19 protein-coding genes are annotated in these 22,859 nt (G+C 74.2%); 18 read left to right on the forward strand and 1 reads right to left on the reverse strand.

All coding sequences use genetic code 11. The features are described from left to right. The first annotated feature begins 149 nt into the window (after nucleotides 1–149). The 10 genes from efp to AC4MBH_RS22015 all read left to right on the forward strand — a co-directional run bounded on the left by efp (nucleotide 150) and on the right by AC4MBH_RS22015 (nucleotide 10,079). A complete protein-coding gene (gene efp / locus AC4MBH_RS21970; RefSeq protein WP_491797543.1) occupies nucleotides 150–713 on the forward strand; it encodes an elongation factor P in 564 nt (187 codons plus the stop codon). Between the two features lie 10 nt (nucleotides 714–723). Continuing rightward, on the forward strand, nucleotides 724–1,131 hold the full coding sequence (gene nusB, locus AC4MBH_RS21975; protein ID WP_491797544.1) for a transcription antitermination factor NusB: 408 nt from the start codon (nucleotides 724–726) through the stop codon (nucleotides 1,129–1,131). A 25-nt stretch (nucleotides 1,132–1,156) separates the two neighbouring features. Further along, nucleotides 1,157–2,557: a dihydrolipoyl dehydrogenase family protein gene (locus AC4MBH_RS21980; protein ID WP_491797545.1), complete on the forward strand. Its 1,401-nt coding sequence runs from the start codon at nucleotides 1,157–1,159 to the stop codon at nucleotides 2,555–2,557. Next, nucleotides 2,554–3,372 carry a DUF1206 domain-containing protein gene (locus tag AC4MBH_RS21985; protein WP_491797546.1) on the forward strand — a complete coding sequence of 273 codons (819 nt, stop codon included), beginning with the start codon at nucleotides 2,554–2,556 and terminating at the stop codon, nucleotides 3,370–3,372. The genes AC4MBH_RS21980 and AC4MBH_RS21985 overlap by 4 nt, the downstream gene beginning before the upstream one ends. 8 nt (nucleotides 3,373–3,380) lie before the next feature. Further along, the gene (locus tag AC4MBH_RS21990) at nucleotides 3,381–4,751 is read left to right on the forward strand and encodes a dihydrolipoyl dehydrogenase family protein (protein ID WP_491797547.1); all 1,371 of its coding nucleotides are present in this window, start codon (nucleotides 3,381–3,383) and stop codon (nucleotides 4,749–4,751) included. Nucleotides 4,752–4,853: 102 nt separating this feature from the next. Next, nucleotides 4,854–6,443, forward strand: coding sequence for a MinD/ParA family ATP-binding protein (locus AC4MBH_RS21995; protein WP_491797548.1), 1,590 nt, complete (start codon nucleotides 4,854–4,856; stop codon nucleotides 6,441–6,443). 132 nt (nucleotides 6,444–6,575) lie between these two features. After that, nucleotides 6,576–7,646 (forward strand): NAD(P)H-dependent amine dehydrogenase family protein, encoded by a 1,071-nt coding sequence (locus AC4MBH_RS22000; protein WP_491797549.1) that lies wholly within the window; start codon nucleotides 6,576–6,578, stop codon nucleotides 7,644–7,646. After that, the gene (locus AC4MBH_RS22005; protein ID WP_491797550.1) at nucleotides 7,643–8,455 is read left to right on the forward strand and encodes a glucose 1-dehydrogenase; all 813 of its coding nucleotides are present in this window, start codon (nucleotides 7,643–7,645) and stop codon (nucleotides 8,453–8,455) included. The genes AC4MBH_RS22000 and AC4MBH_RS22005 overlap by 4 nt, the downstream gene beginning before the upstream one ends. Next, nucleotides 8,452–9,024, forward strand: coding sequence for a TetR family transcriptional regulator (locus AC4MBH_RS22010; RefSeq protein ID WP_491797551.1), 573 nt, complete (start codon nucleotides 8,452–8,454; stop codon nucleotides 9,022–9,024). The genes AC4MBH_RS22005 and AC4MBH_RS22010 overlap by 4 nt, the downstream gene beginning before the upstream one ends. Before the next feature lie 41 nt (nucleotides 9,025–9,065). After that, on the forward strand, nucleotides 9,066–10,079 hold the full coding sequence (locus AC4MBH_RS22015; RefSeq protein ID WP_491797552.1) for an NADPH:quinone reductase: 1,014 nt from the start codon (nucleotides 9,066–9,068) through the stop codon (nucleotides 10,077–10,079). Between the two features lie 16 nt (nucleotides 10,080–10,095). On the opposite strand, the gene AC4MBH_RS22020 is transcribed toward AC4MBH_RS22015, so the two are convergent. Further along, nucleotides 10,096–10,509 (reverse strand): TIGR03618 family F420-dependent PPOX class oxidoreductase, encoded by a 414-nt coding sequence (locus AC4MBH_RS22020; protein WP_491797553.1) that lies wholly within the window; start codon nucleotides 10,507–10,509, stop codon nucleotides 10,096–10,098. A 105-nt stretch (nucleotides 10,510–10,614) separates the two neighbouring features. On the opposite strand from AC4MBH_RS22020, the gene pyrR reads away from it, so the two are divergent. The 8 genes from pyrR (at nucleotide 10,615) to AC4MBH_RS22060 (ending at nucleotide 22,856) form a co-directional block, all read left to right on the forward strand. Beyond that, on the forward strand, nucleotides 10,615–11,178 hold the full coding sequence (pyrR, locus tag AC4MBH_RS22025) for a bifunctional pyr operon transcriptional regulator/uracil phosphoribosyltransferase PyrR (protein ID WP_491797554.1): 564 nt from the start codon (nucleotides 10,615–10,617) through the stop codon (nucleotides 11,176–11,178). After that, the gene (locus tag AC4MBH_RS22030; RefSeq protein ID WP_491797555.1) at nucleotides 11,178–12,107 is read left to right on the forward strand and encodes an aspartate carbamoyltransferase catalytic subunit; all 930 of its coding nucleotides are present in this window, start codon (nucleotides 11,178–11,180) and stop codon (nucleotides 12,105–12,107) included. The genes pyrR and AC4MBH_RS22030 overlap by 1 nt, the downstream gene beginning before the upstream one ends. Further along, complete coding sequence (locus tag AC4MBH_RS22035) at nucleotides 12,104–13,393, forward strand: dihydroorotase (RefSeq protein WP_491797556.1); 1,290 nt, start codon at nucleotides 12,104–12,106, stop codon at nucleotides 13,391–13,393. The genes AC4MBH_RS22030 and AC4MBH_RS22035 overlap by 4 nt, the downstream gene beginning before the upstream one ends. Before the next feature lie 157 nt (nucleotides 13,394–13,550). Next, on the forward strand, nucleotides 13,551–16,025 hold the full coding sequence (gene hrpB, locus AC4MBH_RS22040; protein ID WP_491797557.1) for an ATP-dependent helicase HrpB: 2,475 nt from the start codon (nucleotides 13,551–13,553) through the stop codon (nucleotides 16,023–16,025). Between the two features lie 67 nt (nucleotides 16,026–16,092). Further along, nucleotides 16,093–17,229, forward strand: a complete 1,137-nt coding sequence (carA, locus tag AC4MBH_RS22045) for a glutamine-hydrolyzing carbamoyl-phosphate synthase small subunit (protein WP_491797558.1) — start codon at nucleotides 16,093–16,095, stop codon at nucleotides 17,227–17,229. Further along, nucleotides 17,229–20,633: a carbamoyl-phosphate synthase large subunit gene (gene carB, locus AC4MBH_RS22050; RefSeq protein WP_491797559.1), complete on the forward strand. Its 3,405-nt coding sequence runs from the start codon at nucleotides 17,229–17,231 to the stop codon at nucleotides 20,631–20,633. The genes carA and carB overlap by 1 nt, the downstream gene beginning before the upstream one ends. A 28-nt stretch (nucleotides 20,634–20,661) precedes the next feature. Then, nucleotides 20,662–21,690: a quinone-dependent dihydroorotate dehydrogenase gene (locus AC4MBH_RS22055; protein ID WP_491797560.1), complete on the forward strand. Its 1,029-nt coding sequence runs from the start codon at nucleotides 20,662–20,664 to the stop codon at nucleotides 21,688–21,690. After that, nucleotides 21,687–22,856, forward strand: coding sequence for an alpha-hydroxy-acid oxidizing protein (locus AC4MBH_RS22060; RefSeq protein WP_491797561.1), 1,170 nt, complete (start codon nucleotides 21,687–21,689; stop codon nucleotides 22,854–22,856). The genes AC4MBH_RS22055 and AC4MBH_RS22060 overlap by 4 nt, the downstream gene beginning before the upstream one ends. Nucleotides 22,857–22,859 lie beyond the last annotated feature (3 nt).

Consider the following 22,859-nt stretch of genomic DNA (forward strand, 5'->3'; position numbering starts at 1 on the left):
CACCGCGACCCGCGGCTTCGCGGGACCACGGCCCCGGCCGATAGACTCCTGCGCTGTTGCCCGGAGCGGTCTCGCGTCCGTGGCCACCACCGACCCGACCGCCGACCCGCGGTCGATCCCGATCCTCCGAAGCGAAGGCTGACCCACGCATGGCAACCACCAACGACCTCAAGAACGGCATGGTCCTCAAGCTCGAGAACCAGCTCTGGGCCGTCATCGAGTTCCAGCACGTCAAGCCGGGCAAGGGTCCCGCGTTCGTGCGGACCAAGCTCAAGCACGTCGAGAGCGGCAAGACCGTCGACAAGACGTTCAACGCCGGCACCAAGGTCGAGACCGCGACCGTCGACCGCAGCACCATGCAGTACCTCTACAACGACGGCTCGGCGTACGTGTTCATGGACACCAGCAGCTACGAGCAGCTCGAGATCGCCCCCGAGATCGTCGGGAACGCCGCCAACTTCCTCCTGGAGAACCAGGAGGCCGTGGTCGCCACCAACGAGGGCCGCGTGCTGTTCATCGAGCTGCCGGCCTCGGTCGAGCTCGAGGTCACCTTCACCGAGCCCGGCCTGGCCGGCGACAGCGCCACGGGCCGCACCAAGCCGGCCACCGTCGAGACCGGTCACGAGATCCAGGTGCCGCTGTTCATCAACCAGGGCGAGAAGGTCAAGGTCGACACCCGCGACTCCTCCTACATGGGCCGCGTCAAGTCGTGAGTCCCGCCTGATGGCCGCCCGGTCCAAGGCGCGCAAGCGCGCGCTCGACGTCCTGTACGCCGCCGAGATGCGCGGCGAGTCGGCCACCGAGTTCCTCGACCGCGCCATCGACGCGGGGGAGGGTCCGTCCAACGACTACACCGTCACCCTGGTGCGCGGCGTCACCGAGCGCCGCGACCGCATCGACGAGCTGCTCGCCGAGTTCTCCACCGGCTGGAGCGTCGAGCGGATGCCCGCCGTCGACCGCAACGTGCTGCGGCTGGGGGTCTGGGAGATGCTCTGGGCCGACGACGTCCCCGACACGGTCGCGGTCACCGAGGCGATGGCGCTGGTGCGCGAGCTCTCGACCGACGAGTCGCCGACGTTCGTCAACGGCCTCCTCGGCGCGATCCAGCGGGCCCACCCCTCGGTCGGCTGACCCCCCGTGCGCCATGCTGGCGCCCATGAGCACACCCGGTCAGGACACACCCGGCGACACCCACGACGTCGTCGTCATCGGACTCGGACCCGGCGGTGAGGCACTCGCCACCGCCGTGGCCACGGCAGGCCTGCGGGTGCTCGCCGTCGACAAGCACCTCGTCGGCGGCGAGTGCCCCTACTACGGCTGCATCCCCTCGAAGATGATGGTGCGCGCCGCCGACACCCTCGCCGAGGCCGGCCGCGCCGCCACCCTCGCCGGTGACGTCAGCGTCACCGCCAGCTGGACCCCGGTCGCCCGCCGCGTCAGCGACGAGGCCACCGCCGGGTGGGACGACACCATCGCCGTACGCCGTCTCGAGGACGCCGGCGCCGAGGTGCTGCACGGCGTCGCCCGCCTCGACGGCCCCGGCCGGGTCGTGGTCGAGCTGCCCGACGGCTCGACCCGCGCGGTGACCGCCGACCGCGGGATCGTGCTCAACCCCGGCACGCGCCCCGCCGCACCGCCGGTCGACGGCCTCGACGGCACGCCGTACTGGACCAACCGCGATGCCCTGCGGGCCACCGCGCTGCCCGGCTCGCTGGTGGTGCTCGGCGGCGGGCCGATCGGCTGCGAGCTGGCGCAGGTCTTCGCCCGCTTCGGCGTCCGCGTGACGGTGCTGCAGCACGGCGACCGGCTGGTGCCGGGCGACGAGCCCGAGGCCAGCGCGCTGCTGCAGGACGTCCTGGTCGGCGAGGGCATCCGGGTGATGACCTCGGCCGAGACGACACGGGTCGAGCACGCCGACGGCACCTTCACCCTCACCGTCGGCGACGAGCGGGTCACCGCCGACCAGCTGCTGGTGGCCGCGGGCCGCACGCCCAACCTCGACGACCTCGGGCTCGAGACGGTCGGGCTCGACCCGACGGCTCGCACGCTCGAGGTCGACGACCGGCTCCGCGTGCCGGGGGTCGAGGGGCTGTGGGCCATCGGCGACGTCACCGGCAAGGGGGCGTTCACGCACGTGTCGATGTACCAGTCCGGCATCGCCCAGCGCGACCTCCTCGGGAACGACGGTCCGCCGGCGTCGTACCACGCGCTGCCGCACGTCACCTTCACCGACCCCGAGGTCGCCGCGGTGGGCATGACCGAGCAGCAGGCCCGCGACGCGGGCCTGACGGTCCGGGTCGGCAGCACCCCGCTGGAGCAGTCGTCGCGTGGGTTCGTGCACGGACCCGGGGCGCGCGGGCTGATCAAGGTCGTCGAGGACGCCGACCGCGGCGTCCTGGTCGGCGCGACGGTCGTCGGCCCGGCCGGCGGCGAGATCATCGGCTTCCTCGCGGTCGCCGTGCACGCCGGCGTACCCGTCGAGACCCTGCAGTCGATGATCTACGCCTACCCCACCTTCCACCGTGCCATCGAGACCGCGCTGGGAGACCTGTCGTGAACGACACCACCGAGTCCACCGCGCGCCAGGTCGACCAGAGCGACTGGCTCGACCGCGTCGCGTCCGCCGGCCTGATCGCCTTCGGCGTCGTCCACCTGCTCATCGGGTGGCTCGCCGTCCAGCTGGCGCTCGGCGACCGCGAGGGCAGCGCCGACAGCGAGGGCGCCATGCAGCAGCTGGCCGAGCAGCCGCTCGGCACCGCCCTGGTCTGGCTGGTGGCCGTCGGGATGCTGCTGATGGTCGTCTGGCAGGGCCTCGACGCCGCCGTCGGGCACCGCGACGAGACCGAGGAGAAGAAGCGGTTGCGCAAGCGGCTCATCTCCGCCGGCAAGGCCGTCGTCTACGCCGCCATCGCCGTCAGCGCGATCACCGTGGCCACCGGCTCCGGCGGCGGCTCGAAGGGCGGCACCGACTCCACCACGGCCAAGGTCATGGACTGGCCGGGCGGCCAGCTGATCGTCGGCGCCGTCGGCCTGGGCATCATCGCCGTCGGCGTGGCGCTGCTGCGGATGGCCTGGAAGGAGTCCTACCTCAAGCACCTCGACGGCCAGGGCCGCAGCGGCCAGACCGGCACCGCCTACCGCGTGCTCGGCCGGGTCGGGCACGTGGCCAAGGGCATCGCGCTCGGCGTCGTCGGCGGGCTGTTCCTCTACGCCGCCATCACCCACGAGCCGAAGAAGTCCGGCGGGCTCGACCAGGCGCTGCGCGAGGTGCTCGACCAGCCGTTCGGGCCGGTGCTGCTGGCCGCCATGGGCCTGGGGTTCGCGGCCTACGGCGTGTTCTGCTTCGCCTGGTCGCGCTACCTGAGGCGCTGAGGCCACCGGTGGAGACCATCGAGACCGACGTCGTCGTGCTGGGCACCGGCCCCGGCGGTGAGTACGCCGCCAACCGGCTGGGTCGCGCCGGGCTCGACGTGGTGGCCGTCGACGAGGACCTCGTCGGCGGCGAGTGCCCGTTCCACGGCTGTACGCCGTCCAAGCTGCTGGTGCGTGGCGCGGAGGCGCTGGCGCAGGCGCGGCACGTGCCCGGTCTCGGTGGGCGGGTCGACGTACGGCCCGACTTCGCCGAGGCCGCCGCGCGGGTGCGCACCGCGACCAACGACTGGCACGACCACGTGCACGCCGACCGGCTCGTGGAATCCGGCGTGCGCATCGTCCGCGGGCGTGGGCGGCTCGACGGCCCCGGCCGGGTGGTCGTCGACCTCGCCGACGGCTCGGGTCCGACCGTCGTGATCGCCCGGCGCGGCGTGGTCCTCGGCACCGGCACCCGGCCCGCGACGCTGCCGATCGACGGGCTCGACGCCACGCCGCACTGGACCAACCGGGAGGTCTTCCGCGAGACCGAGGCCCCGGAGAGCCTCGTGGTCGTCGGGGGAGGGGCGATCGGGTGCGAGCTGGCGCAGGTCTTCGCCCGGTTCGGCACCCGCGTGACGCTCGTGGAGTCGGCGCCCCGGATCATGGGGACCGAGGAGCCCGAGACCAGCGAGGTGGTCACCCGGGTCTTCCGGCGCGAGGGCGTCGACGTCCGGGTCGCGACCGAGATCGAGCGCGTCGACCACGACGGACGCTTCGCCGTCCGGCTGGCCGGTGGCGAGGTCGTCGAGTCCGCGGCGTTGCTGGTGGCCGCGGGGCGCAAGCCCAACCTCGACGGCGTCGGACTCGAGAGCGTCGGCCTCGACCCGGCGGCCGGCACGGTCGAGACCGACGAGCGGATGCGCGCCGGCGACCGGCTCTGGGCCGTCGGTGACATCACCGGCCGCGGCCCCTACACCCACGTGGCGCGCTACCAGGCGGTCGCGGCGGTGCGCGACCTGCTCGGCGAGGACGGCCCGTGGACGGAGTACCACGCGGTCACCCGCGTCACCTTCACCGACCCCGAGGTCGGCGGGGTCGGGCTCACCGAGGCGCAGGCGCGCGAGCAGGGCCTGTCCGTGGCCGTCGGCGTGGCCTCGATCGGGCGCTCCAGCCGCGGCTGGATCCACGGCGACGACACCGACGGCGTGATCAAGGTGGTCGCCGACACCGAGCGGGGGATCCTGGTCGGCGCCACCGCCGCGGCGCCGTACGGCGGGGAGGTGCTGGGGCTGCTCGCCGCCGCCGTCCACGCCCGGACGCCGATCGATACGGTGCGGGGCATGCACTTCGCCTACCTGACCTTCCACCGGGCCATCCAGAAGGCGCTCGACCAGCTCTGAAGGGCCCGGGGAGGTTTCGCCCCCGGCCGTTCGGGCAAGGGACCCCGATGTCGTGCGGCACCCCTGGGCCGTGGTGTCGCGACCGTCCCCCCGAGGAGTCCCATGACGCAGTCGCCGACCGACGCCACCCCGGACGAGCCCGCCGCCGGCGCCACCAGCGACCGGTTGTACACCGCCGCTGAGCTGGCCGACTACACGCGGCAGCAGGAGGAGGCGCGGGCCGCCGCGCCCGCTCCGGGCCATCGCGAGGAGGGGCCGGCCGACCCGCTGGCCGACCCGCTGGCAGACCCGCTGGCCGACCCGCCCGCCGAACCGCTCGCCGACGTGTACGTCGACCCGCTCGCCGGCCCGCCGGCGCCGCCGGGGTCGTCAGCGTCGTCGGGTGACCCGTGGGGCCGGATCGGCGACCCGCTCCTCGACCCCATCCCCGGACCCGGTCCGGCCCTGGGCGGGCCCGTGCCCGGCGCGGTCCCGGGCACCCCGCCGCCCGCGGGTCCGCCGCCGGCCGGTCCGCCGCCCGGTCTGGCTCCGGTCCCGCCGGTCGGTCCGCCACCCGCGGGACCGCCCTCGGTGCCGCCGCCCGTCCCGGCGCCGGTCACCGCCCCCGTGGGCCCGCCGCCGGTCACCGCCCCCGTGGGCCCGCCGCCGTCGGCCCCGCCGCCCTCGGCCCCGCCGACCGGCGCCCACGGTGGCCCGCCGGCAGCGCCGCCGGTAGCGCCGCCGGAGGCCGCCCAGGAGGAGCCGCAGGTGCGCCGGTTCATGACGGCCACCGACTTCCTCGACCGCCGCGACAGCGACCAGCAGCTCGGCCCGGCCACGTGGGGCTGGCGCGGACGCGTGCGCCGGTGGAGCGGCGGCCTGGTCAAGCCGGCCATGGGACCCAAGGAGGTCGTCTACGAGCGCGACCGGTCCGCGATCCAGCGCGACTTCGACGGCCCCCGCACCATCGCGTTCATCAACCCCAAGGGCGGCGCCGCCAAGACCACCGGCGTCCTCGCGGCCGGGTTCACCTTCGGCACGGTGCGCGGTGGCGGCGTCGTCGCGTGGGACAACAACGAGACCCGCGGCACCCTCGGCATCCGGGGCACCCGCAGCTCGCACCGCAACACCACCCGTGAGCTGCTCGAGGACCTCGGCCGGTTCAAGGACGTCTACCAGTCCCGCATCGGCGACCTCGGCGCGTTCGTGCGCTCCCAGGGCGACGCCCACTTCGACGTCCTGGCCTCCGACGAGCGCCCGGACGTCACCGGGATGATCCACGCCGACGACTTCAAGGAGGTCCACGCCCTCCTCGAGCGGTTCTACCGGATCATCCTCATCGACACCGGCAACAACATGCGCGCCGAGAACTGGCTCGCCGCCGCCGAGGCCGCCGACCTGCTCGTGGTCACCAGCACCGTGCGCGAGGACACCGGCTACAGCGGGCTCTGGATGCTCGACGCCCTCCAGGACGCCGGGCTGACCGACCTCAAGCACAAGTGCGTCACGGTGCTGTCCGACCCCTCGCCGCAGGTCGACGCCAAGCTCGCCCACGACCTCACCCAGGTCTACGAGCAGCGCACCCGCAGCGTCTACCGGGTGCCCTACGACCCGGCCCTGGTCTCCGGCAGCGTGGTCCCCTACGCCCGCCTCTCCGACGCCACCCGGATGTCGTGGCTCAAGGCGTGCGCCGGGATGGCCGCCGCCCTCTGAGACCGGGATAGTTCGAGACGTCATCAACGTCTTTCGCGCGGCGCGACGTTGATGACGTCACGAACTATCCCCACGCAGCGTGACATTGACTTCGAACTTGACAGTCCATGTCACCTCTGGCTGGATCGCGGGATGACGATCCGGGTGGTCCAGTGGGCGACGGGTGGGGTGGGGCGGGCGGCGATCGAGGCGGTGGTGGCGCACCCCGACCTCGCTCTGGTGGGGGCGTGGGTGCACAGCGCCGACAAGCACGGCCGCGACGCCGGTGAGCTGGCCGGGCTCGACCCGATCGGGGTGAGCGCCACGACCAGCGTCGAGGAGGTCCTCGCCCTCGACGCCGACTGCGTCGTCTACAGCCCGCTGCTGCCCGACGAGCGCCAGGTCGTCGCGCTACTGCGCTCGGGCAAGAACGTCGTCACGCCCGTCGGTTGGATCTACCCCGACCGCACCAGGACCGGCGCCCTCGACGACGCCTGCCGCGAGGGCGGCACCAGCCTGCACGGCACCGGCATCCACCCCGGCGGAATCACCGAGCGCTTCCCCCTGATGGTCTCGGCCCTGTCCGCGAGCGTGACCCACGTGCGCGCGGAGGAGTTCAGCGACATCCGCACCTACGGCGCCCCCGACGTGGTGCGGCACCTCATGGGGTTCGGCGTCGCTCCGGAGGAGGCGATGGCGGGCCCGATCGTCGGGCTGCTCGGGGCGGGGTTCAAGGCGTCGGTGCGGATGGTGGTGGCCGAGATGGGCTTCGACGCCGACCCGCGCATCGAGAGCGTCCAGGAGGTCGCCGTCGCGACCGCGCCGATCGAGGCGCCGATCGGCGTGGTCGAGCCGGGCCAGGTCGCGGCCCGCAGGTTCGGTTGGCGAGCGCTCGTCGACGGCGTGCCCGTCGTGACCGCGACCGTCAACTGGCTGATGGGGGAGGAGCGCCTCGACCCCGCCTGGTCCTTCGGCCCCGCGGGCGAGCGGTTCGAGGTCGAGGTCACCGGCGACCCCGACGTCACGGTCACCTTCAAGGGGCTGCAGCCCGCGACGATCGAGGAGGGTCTGGTGCGCAACCCCGGCGTCGTGGTGACCGCCAACCACTGCGTCAGCGCGATCCCGTACGTCGTCGCCGCCGAGCCCGGCATCCGCACCTACCTCGACCTGCCACTGCTGGCCGGTCGGGCGGCACCGCACCTCGGCGTCGGACGACGCGGATGATCCTCGACAGGTTCGGCCTCGACGGCCGGGTCGCCGTGGTCACCGGCGCCGGCCAGGGCATCGGCCGGGGCATCGCGATCGGGCTCGCCGAGGCCGGCGCCGACGTCGTCGTCGGCGCGCGCACCGCGGCCGACCTCGACGAGGTCGTGGCGCGGGTCGAGGAGACCGGACGCCGGGGGCTGGCGGTCGTCACCGACGTCCTCGTCGACGACGACCGCCGCCGGCTGGTAGACGCGGCGGTCGACCGGTTCGGTCGGCTCGACGTGCTGGTCAACAACGCCGGCGGCACCGGGCCGCGGCCGGCGATGGCGACCTCGGAGCGGTTCTTCGAGGTGGCGATGCGCTTCAACGTGACGTCGCCGTTCCTGGTCAGCCAGCTCGCCGCCCGCGCGATGGTCGACACCGCTGGCCAGGGGTCGATCGTCAACATCTCCTCGCGGTCCTCCGACATGGTGCTCCCCGCGTTCGTCGCGTACGGCGCCGGCAAGGCCGCGCTCGACCAGATGACCCGCAACCTCGCGGCCGAGCTGGCGCCCCGGGTGCGCGTCAACGCGATCGGCGTCGGCGGCGTCGCGACCCGCGGCCTCGACGTCGTGCTCACCGACGAGGCGCTGCGCGCGCAGTTCGACGCCAACACCCCGATGGGCCGTCCCGGGCAGCCCGAGGACGTCGCCTGCGCCGCGCTCTACCTCGCCTCGCCCGCGTCGGCCTGGGTCACCGGCACGCTGCTGCACGTCGACGGGGGCTGCGCGCGACCCGCCATCGACGTACCGGTGCCGCCCCTGCTGCCGTCGGGACCGGCCCGATGAGCGGGCTGCGCGAGCGCCGTCGCCTCGAGCTGCGCGAGCGGATCGACCGGGCGGCGCTCGAGCTCTTCGCGCGCGACGGCTACGACGGCGTGACCGTGGAGGCGCTCGCCGCCGAGGTCGGCGTCTCGCTGAGCACCTTCTTCCGGCACGTCGACAGCAAGGAGGACCTGCTCGTCGGGGTGACCCGCGCCGGCCGCACCCGGATCGTGCGCGCCTTCGCCGAGCGTCCCCCCGACGAACCGGTCTCGGCCGGGCTGGCCGCGGCCATCCTGCACCGCACGGCCCAGTTCGCCGACGAGACCGAGGTCGTCGACCTGTGGCGCCGCGCGATGGCGTCCGCGCCCCCGCGGGTACGCCGCGCCTCGTTGCTCGACGACGACGAGCGCGCCGAGCTCGTCGCGCTGGTGGCCGGGCGGATGGGCGTCGACGCCGAGCACGACGTACGGCCCGGCGCCCTCGTCGCGGCCCGTTTGGCGGCGACGGAGCACGCCTACGAGCACTGGCTGACCAGACCCCCCTCGGGCACGCTGCACGAGCTCACGCGGACGGCGCTCGCGGCGCTGGACTGAGATCGGGGAACATCCTGCGCCGCGAGGACGCTGGGCCTGCCATGCGCGCAGTGGTCTACACCGACAACGGTCCGTCCTCCGTCCTGAACCTGGTCGACCTTCCCGACCCGACCCCCGGCCCGGGGGAGGTGGTGGTCCGGCTCGTCCGGGCCGGCGTCAACCCGACCGACTGGAAGTCCCGTGGCGGGATGATGCCCAAGGCGCACGACCAGGTCGCGCCCGGCCAGGACGGCGCCGGCACCGTCGAGGCCGTGGGCCCCGGCGTCGAGGGCCTCGGCATCGGCGACCGGGTCTGGTTGCGGATGGCGCAGCACGGCCGCCCGATCGGCACCGCCGCCGAGCTCACGGTGCAGCCGGCCGACCTGGTCGCGCTGCTGCCGGAGGGGGCGTCGTACGACCTCGGGGCGAGCCTCGGGGTGCCGGCCCTGACCGCCCACCGGGCGCTGACCCTCTCCGGCGACGGCCGGCTCTCGCCGGGCTCGCTGAGCGGACGGACGGTGCTGGTGGCCGGCGGCGCCGGTGCGGTGGGCAACGCGGCGATCCAGCTGGCGGTCTGGGCGGGGGCCACCGTGGTGACGACCGTGAGCAGCGACGCCAAGGCCGCGCTGGCCCGGGCGGCCGGGGCGCACCACGTCATCGACTACCCGACCGAGGACGTCGTCGCGCGGGTGCGCGAGGTCGCGCCCGACGGCGTCGACGTGGTCGTGGAGGTCTCGCCGGCCCAGAACCTCGCGCTCGACCTCGAGGTCGTCGCCAACGACGGCACGATCGCCTACTACGCCAACAACGGTGGCGACGAGGTGACGGTGCCGCTGCGCCCGACGTTCTCCAAGAACCTCCGCCTGCAGGGGATCCTGCTCTACACGATCGGCGCCGAGGTGCTGCGTGTCGGCGCCGAGGACGTCAACGCCGCGGTCGCCGCCGGCGCGCTCCGGGTGGGGGAGGACGCCGGCATGCCGCTGCACCACTACCCCCTGGCCGAGACCGCGGCCGCCCACGACGCCGTCGAGGGCGGCGTCGTCGGCAAGGTGCTCCTCGACGTCGCCGACGCCTGAGCCGCCGCCCCTGGGGCTAGCCGTCGTGGCGGGTGGCGCCCCAGCCGTGCCACCGCTCGACGACCATCCGGGCGCTGACCCGCGGGCTCTCCCGGTCGGGGTAGGGGCGGTCGGCGTAGTGGGTGCTGAGCCGGTCGATGTCGACCAGGCCCTCGTCGTCGGTGAGGCCGTCGACCCGCCCGACCAGGGACACGTGGGTGTACCAGTCGTCGGCGTCGGTGACGGTCAGCGAGACCCGGGGGTCGCGGCGCAGGTGCTGCAGGCGCACGCGGGTGTGGTCCATGTTGAGCAGCACCCGGTCGTCGTCCTCGAGCAGGTACCAGGTCGCGACCGTCACCGGTGCGCCGTCGGTGCGCAGCGTCGCGACCACCGCCGGGTTGGGCTTGGCCAGGAGGGCGCGGACGTCGTCGGGGAACGGGAGGTCGGGCATGGGACCAACGTAGCGACCCGCAGCATCGGCGCTGCTAGGGTCGGCGCGATCGACATCCTTTAACGAGCCGTCCCGTGAGGCGGAGAAGGAGGTCCGGCAGCACCCGTGACTGCGCACCCAGCACCCCCCGACCAGGGTGAGCCCGAGGGACGAGTCGTCCTCGACGCCCGTGACATCGCCCGGGCGCTCACCCGCATCAGCCACGAGATCCTCGAGCGCAACAAGGGCGCCGGCGACCTCGTCCTCCTCGGCATCCCCAGCCGCGGCGTCCCGCTCGCCCGGCGGATCGCCACACGGATCAAGGAGGTCGAGGGAGTCTCGGTCCCGGTCGGCGCGCTCGACGTGACCATGTACCGCGACGACCTCCGCCGCCACCCCGCCCGCAGCCCGCAGCCGACCGACGTACCCCCGGGTGGTGTCGACGGCCGCACGGTCGTGCTCGTCGACGACGTCCTCTACTCCGGCCGCACGGTGCGCTCGGCGCTCGACGCGATGAACGACCTCGGCCGTCCCGACGTCGTCCGGCTCGCAGTGCTGGTCGACCGGGGCCATCGCGAGCTGCCGATCCGCGCCGACCACGTCGGCAAGAACCTGCCGAGCGCGCGCACCGAGCGCGTGATGGTCCGCCTCGAGGAGCCCGACGGCGTCGAGGGGGTGTGGATCAGCTGATGCGCAAGCACCTGCTCTCCATCGACGACGTCAGCGCCGACGACGCCGCCACGCTCTTCGCCACCGCCGCCGAGATGCACGACGTGCAGCGGCGCCAGGTCAAGAAGCTGCCGGCGCTGCGCGGCCGCACGGTCATCAACCTGTTCTTCGAGGACTCCACGCGCACCCGGTCGAGCTTCGAGATCGCCGGCAAGTGGCTCTCGGCCGACACCATCAACATCACCGGCAAGGGCAGCTCGGCCAGCAAGGGCGAGAGCCTGCGCGACACGGTGCTGACCATCGCCGCGATGGGCATCGACGCGCTGGTGATGCGCCACGCCGCCAGCGGGGCCGCGCTGCAGGTGAGCCAGTGGGTCGACGCCAGCGTGATCAACGCCGGCGACGGCACCCACGAGCACCCGTCGCAGGCGCTGCTCGACGCCTACACGCTCCAGCGCCGGCTCGGCAGCCTCGAGGGCCGCCACGTCGTCATCGTCGGCGACCTCACCCACAGCCGCGTCTTCCGCAGCAACGTGCTGCTGCTGACCAAGCTCGGCGCCGACGTCACCGTGGTCGCGCCGCCGACGCTGATGCCGAGCGGGGTGGCGTCGTGGTCGGCCGAGGCCGGGTTCGCCACGGCGTACGACCTCGACGAGGTGCTGCCCAAGGCCGACGCCGTGATGATGCTGCGGGTGCAGCGCGAGCGGATGAGCGGCGCCTACTTCCCCAGCGCCCGCGAGTACACCGTCGGCTACGGGCTGACCCGCGACCGGCTGCGACTGCTCGGGCCCGACGTCCCGATCTGCCACCCCGGCCCGATGAACCGCGGCCTCGAGATCGCCGCCGACGCCGCCGACGCGGCCCAGTCGGCCGTGCTCGACCAGGTCTCGGCCGGGGTCGCGGTCCGGATGGCGATCCTCTACCACCTGCTGGCAGGAGAAGAAGCGTGACCGAGCGCATCCTCGTCAAGGGCGCCAGCCTGTACGGCGACACGACGGCCGACCTCCTCCTCGACGGCGGTGTCGTGGCCGAGGTCGGCAGCGTGTCCGACGCCGGCGCCCGGGTCGTCGACGCCGACGGCCTCGTCGCGCTGCCGGGCCTGGTCGACCTGCACACCCACCTGCGCGAGCCCGGCCGCGAGGACGCCGAGACGGTGCTCACCGGGTCGCAGGCGGCGGCCGTCGGCGGGTTCACCGCGGTGCTCGCGATGGCCAACACCAGCCCGGTCACCGACACCGCCGAGGCCGCCGAGCGGGTCCACGACCTCGGCCGCGCCGCCGGCCTGGTCGACGTCCACCCCGTCGGCGCCGTGACCCGGGGGCTCGGCGGCGAGGAGCTGGCCGAGCTCGGCCTCATGCACCGCTCGCGGGCCCGGGTCTCGGTCTTCTCCGACGACGGCCGGTGCGTCGCCGACGCGCGGGTCATGCGGCGGGCGCTGGAGTACGTCAAGGCCTTCGGCGGCGTCGTCAGCCAACATGCCCAGGACCCCACGCTCGCCGGCCCCGCCTCCTGCTGCCACGAGGGCGAGCTCTCCGGCCGGCTCGGGCTGCCCGGCTGGCCCGGGATCGCCGAGGAGGTCGTCGTCGCGCGCGACGTGATGCTCGCCCGGCACACCGGCTCGCGGGTCCACATCGCCCACGCCTCGACCGCCGGCACCGTCGAGGTGCTGCGCTGGGCCAAGGCCCAGGGCATCTCCGTCACCGCCGAGGTGACGCCCCACCACCTGCTCCTCACCACCGACCTGCTCGCCGGCTACGACCCGACGTACAAGGTCAACCCGCCGCTGCGGCCCCAGGAGGACGTCGACGCGCTGCGCGCCGCGCTGGCCGACGGCACCATCGACGCCGTCGCCACCGACCACGCCCCGCACGCCCGCCACGACAAGGAGCACGCGTTCGTCGACGCGGCGTTCGGGATGCTCGGCCTGGAGACCGCGCTGCCGGTCGTGGCGTCGGTGATGGTCGAGAGCGGCCTGATGTCGTGGGCCGAGGTGGCCCGGGTGATGTCGTCGACGCCGGCCCGGATCGCCGGGCTGGACGGCCAGGGCCGCACGCTCGAGGTCGGCCAGCCCGCCAACCTGGTCCTCGTCGACCCGGCCACCCCGCTCGTCGTCGACCGCGACCGGTCGGTGTCGCTGTCGCGCAACAACCCCTGGCACGGCCGGACGCTGGGCGCCTCCGTGCGGGCGACGTTCCTGCGCGGCGTGCCCACCGTGCTCGACGGCGCGCTGGTCTGAGGGTCGGTCTGGTGGGGGTCGGGCGGGGGGCGGTGCGGAATTCACCGGTGGACCGGGGATCCCTGAACTTCCCGGGCAGTGCATTGCCTGGGAAGTTCAGACTTCCCCGGTCCACCGGTGACATCTCGCCGAGCCCCACCCCCGCCCCCACCACCCCGTGACCCCGCTCGAGCGCCTCCTCGCCGCACCACCCGACCTCCCCGTCGTCGCGGGACTGGCGCAGGTCACCGACGCCGTGCGCGGGCGGGGGGTCGCGGTGGTCCAGGCGCCGCCGGGGTCGGGCAAGACGACGCTGGTGCCACCGGTGGTGGCGCTCGCGTCCGGCGGGCGGGTCGTGGTCACCCAGCCGCGGCGGATCGCCGCCCGGGCCGCGGCCGCGCGGTTGGCGCACCTGCTCGGGGAGCCGGTGGGGCGGACGGTCGGCTTCAGCGTCCGCGGCGAGAGCCGCACCAGCGACGCGACCAGGGTCGAGATGGTGACCACCGGGATCCTGCTGCGCCGCCTCCAGCGCGACGCCGAGCTGCCCGGGGTCGCGGCGGTCGTGCTCGACGAGGTCCACGAGCGGCAGGTCGACGCCGACCTCGCGTTCGCCCTCCTCGTCGACGTACGCCGCCACCTGCGCGACGACCTCGTCGTCGTCGCGATGTCGGCCACCGTCGAGGCGGGACGCACGGCGCTCCTCCTGGGTGACGCACCCGTCGTCGACGTGCCCGGGTCGCTCCACCCGGTCGGGCGTCGCTGGAGCCCGCCGCCTCCCGGGGTGCTGGCCCGCGACGACCGCGGGGTCACGCCGGCGTTCCTCGACCACGTCGCCGCCACCACCCGTCGGGCCCTGGCCGAGCACCCCGGCGACGTCCTCGTGTTCCTGCCCGGGGTCGGCGAGATCGCCGGTGTCGTCCGCCGCCTGAGGGGCGCCAGCAGCCCCGACGCCGACGTCCTCGAGCTGCACGGCCGCCTCGATGCCCGCGACCAGGACCGCGCCCTGACCCCCGGGCCCCGGCGGCGCGTGGTCGTCTCGACCGCGGTCGCCGAGTCCAGCCTGACCGTGCCCGGCGTCCGCACGGTCGTCGACGCCGGCCTCGCCCGTCGTCCCGAGACCGACCACCGGCGCGGGCTCGCCGGGCTGGTCACCGTGCGCGTCAGCAAGGCGGCCGCCGACCAGCGGGCCGGGCGCGCCGGCCGCGAGGCGCCGGGCGCGGCGTACCGGTGCTGGTCGGAGGCCGACCACGCCCACCTCGCCGACCACCCCGCGCCCGAGGTGGCCACCGCCGACCTGACGTCGTTCCTCCTGGAGCTGGCGGTGTGGGGGAGCCCCGACGGCGAGGGTCTGGCCCTGCTCGACCGGCCACCGGCCGCCGGGGCGCAGGCCGCCCGCGAGACCCTGCTCGCCCTCGGGGCCGTCGACGACGCCGGCGCCGTCACCGACCGCGGACGCGCCATCGCCCGGGTGCCGGCCGACCCGCGCCTGGCGCGCGCGCTGCTCGACGGCGCCGCAGCGGTCGGCAGCCGCCGGGCCGCCGAGGTCGTCGCCCTGCTCGCCGAGGACGTGCGGGCACCCGGCGCCGACCTGGTCGCCGCGCTGCGTGCGGCCCGGCGCAGCGACCACGCCTGGCGCCAGGCGGCCCGCCGCCTCGAGGGCCACCTGAGCACGGCCGCGGGGGAGCCAGGACTGACCGACGACCAGGCCGTCGGGCTGGTCGTCGCCCTGGCCCACCCGACCCGGCTCGCCCGGCTCCGGCCCGGCGGGTCGTCGTACGCCACCGTCGGCGGGACCGGTGCCGTCCTCCCGCCCGGCTCGCCGCTGATCGGTACGCCGTGGCTCGCCGTCGCCGACGCCGACCGGCGCCCCGGCCAGCGCGATGCCACGATCCGCGGGGCGGCACCGGTCGACGAGACCACCGCCCTCGAGGCCGCCGCCGCGCTGTGGCACGAGGAGGACGTCGTCACCTGGCGGTCCGGCCGGGTCACCGCGCGGCGGGTCACCCGCCTCGGCGCCATCGAGCTCGCCTCGACCCCGGTCGGTCACCCCGACCCCGCCGCGGTCGCCGCGGCGGTCGCCGACGCGCTGCGCCGCGACGGTCTCGGCGCGCTGCGCTGGACCGAGGCCGCCACCGCCCTGCGCCGGCGGCTGCAGTTCCTGCACCGCGCGATCGGCGACCCGTGGCCCGACGTCTCCGACGCGGCCCTGCTCGACCGCGCGACGGACTGGCTCGACGGCACCGACCCGCGCCGCCTCGACCTGGTGCAGGCGCTGCGGCGGCTCCTGCCGTGGCCCGAGGCGTCCCGCCTCGACGAGCTCGCACCCGAGCGCGTCACCGTGCCCAGCGGTTCCGCGGTGCGCGTCGACTACGACGCGGCGTCGGATGGTCAGCCCGTGCTCGCGGTCCGGCTGCAGGAGGTGTTCGGCTGGACCGAGACCCCGAGGCTCGCCGGCGGCCGGGTCCCGCTGCTGCTCCACCTCCTCTCGCCCGCCCGTCGCCCGGCCGCGGTGACCGCCGACCTGGCGTCGTTCTGGACCTCCGGCTACCCGGCGGTGCGTGCCGAGCTCCGGGGCCGCTACCCCAAGCACGCCTGGCCCGACGACCCGCTGTCCGCACCCCCGACACGCGGCACCGGTCGGCCGCGCCGCTGATAAGGTCGGCCTCGGCTTTCTACATCCTTTAACGATCCGTCCTGTGAGGCGGAGAAGGAGGTACGGCGTGCCACTGCACGCACCGCATGCCCCCGCGATCCTGGTCCTCGAGGACGGTCGCACCTTCCGTGGCGACAGCTACGGCGCCGAGGGCGAGACGTTCGGCGAGGCGGTCTTCAACACCGGCATGACCGGCTACCAGGAGACGCTCACCGACCCGTCCTACCACCGCCAGGTGGTGGTGATGACGGCCCCGCACATCGGCAACACCGGCATCAACGACGAGGACCATGAGTCCGCCCGCATCTGGGTGGCCGGCTACGTCGTCCGCGACCCCGCCCGGGTGCCGTCGAGCTGGCGCAGCCGCCGCACCCTCGACGACGAGCTCCGCGCGCAGGGGGTGGTCGGCATCTCCGGCATCGACACCCGCGCCCTGACGCGCCACCTGCGCGAGCGCGGCGCCATGCGGGTCGGCATCTCCAGCACCGAGACCGACCCCGCCGCGCTGCTCGACCGGGTCCGCGCCTCCGGCGAGATGGCCGGCACCGAGCTGGCCAGCGAGGTCTCCACCCCGTCCGCCTACGTCGTCCCGGCCGTGGGGGAGAAGCGGTTCACCGTCGCCGCGCTCGACCTCGGCATCAAGTCGATGACCCCGCAGCGGATGGCCGAGCGCGGCTGCGAGGTGCACGTCCTGCCGGCCACCGCCACCATCGGCGAGGTCGAGGCGGTCGCCCCCGACGGGCTCTTCTACTCCAACGGCCCGGGCGACCCCGCCGCCACGACCCACCAGGTCGCGGTGCTGCAGGAGGCGCTCGGCCGGGGCCTGCCCTACTTCGGCATCTGCTTCGGCAACCAGCTCTTCGGCCGCGCCCTCGGGTTCGGCACCTACAAGCTCACCTACGGCCACCGCGGCATCAACCAGCCGGTGCTCGACCGCACCACGGGCAAGGTCGAGGTCACCGCCCACAACCACGGGTTCGCGGTCGACGCACCGCTCGACGACACCACGACCACGCCGTACGGCGAGGCGACGGTCAGCCACGTCTGCCTCAACGACGACGTCGTCGAGGGCCTCGAGCTGCGCGACGACGCCGGCGCGCTGCGGGCCTTCTCGGTGCAGTACCACCCGGAGGCGGCGGCCGGCCCGCACGACGCGGCGTACCTGTTCGACCGGTTCGTCGGTCTCATGGAAGGCACCGCCTGATGCCCAAGCGCACCGACATCAAGTCCGTCCTGGTCATCGGGTCCGGCCCGATCGTGATCGGCCAGGCCTGCGAGTTCGACTACTCCGGCACCCAGGCCTGCCGGGTGCTCAAGGAAGAGGGCATCCGGGTCGTCCTGGTCAACTCCAACCCGGCGACGATCATGACCGACCCGGAGTTCGCCGACGCCACCTACGTCGAGCCGATCACGCCGGAGTACGTCGAGATGGTGATCGCCCAGGAGCGTCCCGACGCCCTGCTGCCCACCCTCGGCGGGCAGACCGCCCTCAACGCGGCGATCGCGCTGCACGAGAACGGCGTGCTCGAGAAGTACGGCGTCGAGATGATCGGCGCCAGCTTCGAGGCGATCCACCGCGGCGAGAACCGCGAGATGTTCAACGCCATCGTCGCCGACGTCGGCGGCGAGACCGCCCGCAGCGTCGTGTGCCACACGCTCGAGGACTGCGAGGCGGCCGTCGCCGACCTCGGCTACCCGGCCGTCGTGCGGCCGTCGTTCACCATGGGCGGCACCGGCTCCGGCATCGCCTACAGCAAGGACGACCTGGCCCGCATCGCCGGCGCCGGCCTGGCCGCCAGCCCCACCACCGAGGTGCTGATCGAGGAGTCGATCATCGGGTGGAAGGAGTACGAGCTGGAGGTGATGCGGGACAAGGCGGACAACGTCGTCATCGTCTGCTCGATCGAGAACGTCGACCCGATGGGCGTGCACACCGGCGACTCCATCACCGTCGCGCCCGCGATGACGCTCACCGACCGCGAGTACCAGCACCTGCGCGACCTCGCGATCGGGATCATCCGTGAGGTCGGCGTCGAGACCGGCGGCTGCAACATCCAGTACGCCGTCAACCCCGCCGACGGCCGCGTCATCGTCATCGAGATGAACCCCCGCGTCTCGCGCTCCAGCGCGCTGGCGTCGAAGGCCACCGGGTTCCCGATCGCCAAGATCGCCGCCAAGGTCGCGGTGGGCTACACCCTCGACGAGATCGCCAACGACATCACTGTCCGCCCCGACGGGCAGAGCACGCCCGCGGCGTTCGAGCCGACGCTCGACTACGTCGTGGTCAAGGTCCCGCGGTTCGCGTTCGAGAAGTTCCCCGGCGCCGACCCGGTGCTCACGACCCACATGAAGTCGGTCGGCGAGGCGATGGCCATCGGTCGCAGCTTCACCGAGGCCCTGCAGAAGGCGCTGCGCTCGCTGGAGTCCGGCGACGCACCCTTCGACTGGGAGAAGGACTGGGTCGACCTCGACAAGGACGCCCTGCTCGCCGAGATCGCCGTGCCCCACGACGGCCGGCTCAAGAAGGTGATGGACGCGATCCGCGCCGGCGCGACCCCCGAGGAGGTCTTCGACGCCACCCGCATCGACCCGTGGTTCGTCGACCAGCTCGCGCTCATCAACGAGGTGGCCGCCGAGGTGACCGCCGCGCCCGAGCTGACGCCCGAGGTCCTGCGCCGCGCCAAGCGGCACGGCTTCTCCGACGCCCAGATCGGCAAGATCCGCGGCATGACGCCCGACGTCGTCCGCGGCGTCCGTCACGCCCTGGGCATCCGGCCGGTCTACAAGACCGTCGACACCTGCGCCGCGGAGTTCGCCGCGCGCACGCCGTACCACTACAGCTCCTACGACGAGGAGACCGAGGTCGCCCCGCGCGAGCGGCCGGCGGTGATCATCCTCGGGTCCGGGCCCAACCGGATCGGGCAGGGCATCGAGTTCGACTACTCGTGCGTGCACGCCTCGCTCGCGCTGTCAGCCAGCAAGGACGGCGGCTCGATCCCGGGCGGCGGCTTCGAGACCGTGATGGTCAACTGCAACCCCGAGACCGTCTCCACCGACTACGACACCTCCGACCGGCTCTACTTCGAGCCGCTCACCCTCGAGGACGTCCTCGAGATCGTGCACGCCGAGCAGCAGGCCGGCCCCGTCGCCGGCGTGATCTGCCAGCTCGGCGGCCAGACGCCGCTCGGGCTCGCGCAGGGCCTGGCCGCCAACGGCGTCCCGATCGTGGGCACCTCGCCCGACGCCATCGACCTCGCCGAGGACCGAGGCCTGTTCGGTCGGGTGCTGGCCGAGGCCGGCCTGGTCGCCCCGCAGCACGGCAGCGCCACCTCGGTGACCGACGCGTCGCGGATCGCGGCCGAGATCGGCTACCCGGTGCTGGTGCGGCCGTCGTACGTGCTCGGCGGGCGGGGCATGGTGATCGTCTACGACGACGACACCCTGCGCCTCTACCTGGAGAAGTACGTCGCCGCCGGGCTGATCAGCCGCGATGCACCGGTGCTCGTCGACCGGTTCGTCGACGACGCGGTCGAGGTCGACGTCGACGCGCTCTACGACGGCGATGAGCTGTTCCTCGGCGGCGTGATGGAGCACATCGAGGAGGCCGGCATCCACTCCGGCGACTCCAGCTGCGCGCTGCCGCCCATCACCCTGGGCGCCCGCGAGATCGGCCGGATCCGCGAGGCCACCGAGGCGATCGCCCGGGGCGTCGGCGTCCGCGGGCTGCTCAACATCCAGTTCGCGCTCGGCTCGGACATCCTCTACGTGCTGGAGGCCAACCCGCGCGCGTCGCGCACCGTGCCGTTCGTCTCCAAGGCGACCGCGACCCCGCTGGCCAAGGCCGCGGCCCGGCTGATGCTCGGCGAGTCGATCGCCGAGCTCCGCACGGCCGGCCTCCTGCCGGCCACCGGCGACGGGGGAGCGCTGCCGCCCGACCAGCCGATCGCGGTCAAGGAGGCGGTGATGCCGTTCAACCGGTTCCGCACCCCCGACGGCCAGCAGGTCGACACGGTGCTCGGCCCCGAGATGAAGTCGACCGGTGAGGTGATGGGCCTCGACCGCGACTTCGGCGCGGCGTTCAGCAAGAGCCAGGCCGCCGCCTTCGGGCCGCTGCCCACCGGGGGCGGCGTGTTCGTGAGCATGGCCAACCGCGACAAGCGCTCGATGATCTTCCCGGTCAAGGTGCTCGCCGACCTCGGCTTCGAGATCCTCGCGACCCAGGGCACCGCCGAGGTGCTGCGCCGCAACGGCGTCACGTGCCGGGTGGTGCGCAAGCAGCACGAGGGCCCCGGCCCGCACGGCGAGAAGACCACCGTCCAGCTCATCCACGACGGCGAGATCCAGCTCATCGTCAACACGCCCTACGGCACCGGCACCGGCGGCAACGTCCGCCTCGACGGCTACGAGATCCGCACCGCCGCGGTGATGGCCAACGTCCCCTGCATCACCACCGTGCAGGGGCTCGGCGCCGCCGTCCAGGGCATCGAGGCCATCCGACGTGGCGACATCGGCGTCCGGAGCCTGCAGGACTGGGCGCGGGACATGGGGCGCGGTGCCGCCGAGCGGGACGTCGTCCGCGACGGTCGCCCGGGGAGCCAGGGCGGATGACGCACCGCGGGTCCCGGGGCGGGCACCGATGAGCGCCTACCAGCGGCTGTTCGAGCACGGCTTCCGCCGGCTCGACCCCGAGCGTGCCCACCACGTCGGGTTCCGCGCCATCCGCGCCGCCGGACCGGTGCTGGCCCGCCGCCCGGTCACCGGCACCCCGGTCGTCGCGATGGGGCTGCAGTTCCCCCACGCGCTCGGCCTGGCCGCCGGCTTCGACAAGAACGCCGTCGGCATCGACGCGCTCGGGGCCCTCGGGTTCGGGCACGTCGAGATCGGCACCGTCACCGGCCAGCCCCAGCCGGGCAACCCGCAGCCGCGGCTGTTCCGCCTGGTCGGCGACCGCGCGGTGGTCAACCGGATGGGCTTCAACAACGACGGCGCCCTCGCCGTCTCCGAGCGGCTCGCCGCCCGCGGACGACGTCCCGGCGGCCCCGTCCTCGGCGTCAACATCGGCAAGACCAAGGTCGTCCCCGAGGACGACGAGGCCGCCGTGCTCGCCGACCACGGGCACTCGACCCGGCTCCTCGCCCCCCACGCCGACTACCTCGTCGTCAACGTCAGCTCGCCCAACACCCCCGGCCTGCGCAGCCTGCAGGCCGTCGAGCGCCTCGGCCCGCTCCTCGCCCACGTCCGCCGGGTGGCCGACGGCGTCACCACGATGCGGGTGCCGCTGCTGGTCAAGATCGCCCCCGACCTGGTCGACGACGACGTGCTCGCCGTCGCCGACCTCGCCGTCGAGATCGGGCTCGACGGCATCGTCGCCACCAACACCACCATCAGCCGCGAGGGGCTCCGCAGCCACCCCGGCGAGGTCGCCGAGGTCGGCGCCGGCGGCTTGTCGGGCCGCCCGCTGCGTCCGCGCGCCCTGGAGGTGCTGCGGCTGCTGCGCGAGCGGGTCGGACCCGACCTGACGCTCGTCGGTGTCGGGGGCATCGCCACCCCCGACGACGCCCGCGAGAGACTGGCCGCCGGCGCCGACCTGCTGCAGGCCTACACGGCGTTCATCTACGAGGGGCCGTTGTGGCCCCGCCAGATCGTGAGGGAGCTGGCTCGATGAGTCATGGTGACTACCAGATCGAGCTCTACCTCGGGTCGCTCGGCGGCACCCTGCCGCAGCACCCGTTCGGCTGGGACGAGCTCGAGCAGCACGCCCTGGCCACCCTCACCCCCGAGCTGCGCAGCTACGTCGCCGGAGGCAGCGGCAACGAGGCCACCCAGCGCGGCAACGTCGCGGCGTTCGACGACTGGGCGGTGGTGCCACGGATGCTGCGCGCCTCGGAGTCGCGCGACCTGTCGGTCGAGCTGTTCGGCACCACGCTGCCCAGCCCGCTGCTGATGGCGCCGGTCGGGGTGCTCGGCATCTGCTCGCCCGACCAGCACGGCGACGTCCACGGCGCCGAGGCCGCCGCGGCGACCGGTGTCCCGTTCATCGGCTCGACCCTGATGAGCGACCCGCTCGAGGACGTGCTGGCCGCCACCGGCGACACGCCGGCGTGGTTCCAGCTCTACACCCCCAAGAACCGCGACCTCGCCGCCAGCCTCGTCTCGCGGGCCGAGGCGGCCGGCGCCGAGGCGCTGGTCGTCACCCTCGACACCTGGGTGCCCGGCTGGCGGCCGCGCGACCTGGCCAGCGGCAACTTCCCGCAGCTGCGCGGCAAGGCGCTGGCCAACTACACCTCCGACCCGGTCTTCCGCGAGCTCGTCGGACCCGACCCCGACGTCGGCACCATCGTGATGACCTGGGTGGGCCTGTTCGGGCACCCCGTCACCTGGGACGACCTGTCGTGGCTGCGGTCGCTGACCGACCTGCCGCTGGTGCTCAAGGGGATCTGCCACCCCGACGACGCCCGCCGGGCCCTCGACGAGGGCGCCGACGGCATCTACTGCTCCAACCACGGCGGCCGGCAGGCCAACGGCGGGGGAGCGGCGCTCGACTGGCTGCCCGGCGTCGTCGAGGCGGTCGGCGACCGCGCACCGGTGGTCTTCGACTCCGGCGTGCGCACCGGCGCCGACGTCGTCAAGGCGCTCGCGCTGGGCGCTACCGCGGTCGCGGTCGGCCGTCCCTACGTCTACGGCCTCGCCCACGGCGGCGTGCCCGGCGCGGTGCACGTGCTGCGCTCGATCCTCGCCGAGGCCGACCTGCTGATGGCCGTCGACGGCTACCCGACGATCGCCGACCTCACGCCCGAGGCCGTCGTCCGCGTGCCGGGACGCCGCCGATGATGG

The organism is Nocardioides sp. WJ219 (genome assembly GCF_058559815.1).

Bases quoted from the DNA above. Each gene is read 5' to 3' on its own strand.
- carB (WP_491797559.1), top strand. From the start codon at position 17,229: ATGCCCAAGCGCACCGACATCAAGTCCGTCCTGGTCATCGGGTCCGGC.
- AC4MBH_RS22015 (WP_491797552.1), top strand. From the start codon at position 9,066: ATGCGCGCAGTGGTCTACACCGACAACGGTCCGTCCTCCGTCCTGAAC.
- AC4MBH_RS21995 (WP_491797548.1), top strand. From the start codon at position 4,854: ATGACGCAGTCGCCGACCGACGCCACCCCGGACGAGCCCGCCGCCGGC.
- AC4MBH_RS21980 (WP_491797545.1), top strand. From the start codon at position 1,157: ATGAGCACACCCGGTCAGGACACACCCGGCGACACCCACGACGTCGTC.
- AC4MBH_RS22000 (WP_491797549.1), top strand. From the start codon at position 6,576: ATGACGATCCGGGTGGTCCAGTGGGCGACGGGTGGGGTGGGGCGGGCG.
- nusB (WP_491797544.1), top strand. From the start codon at position 724: ATGGCCGCCCGGTCCAAGGCGCGCAAGCGCGCGCTCGACGTCCTGTAC.
- AC4MBH_RS22020 (WP_491797553.1), bottom strand. From the start codon at position 10,509: ATGCCCGACCTCCCGTTCCCCGACGACGTCCGCGCCCTCCTGGCCAAG.
- AC4MBH_RS22005 (WP_491797550.1), top strand. From the start codon at position 7,643: ATGATCCTCGACAGGTTCGGCCTCGACGGCCGGGTCGCCGTGGTCACC.
- AC4MBH_RS22030 (WP_491797555.1), top strand. From the start codon at position 11,178: ATGCGCAAGCACCTGCTCTCCATCGACGACGTCAGCGCCGACGACGCC.
- AC4MBH_RS22060 (WP_491797561.1), top strand. From the start codon at position 21,687: ATGAGTCATGGTGACTACCAGATCGAGCTCTACCTCGGGTCGCTCGGC.
- efp (WP_491797543.1), top strand. From the start codon at position 150: ATGGCAACCACCAACGACCTCAAGAACGGCATGGTCCTCAAGCTCGAG.
- AC4MBH_RS22010 (WP_491797551.1), top strand. From the start codon at position 8,452: ATGAGCGGGCTGCGCGAGCGCCGTCGCCTCGAGCTGCGCGAGCGGATC.
- AC4MBH_RS22055 (WP_491797560.1), top strand. From the start codon at position 20,662: ATGAGCGCCTACCAGCGGCTGTTCGAGCACGGCTTCCGCCGGCTCGAC.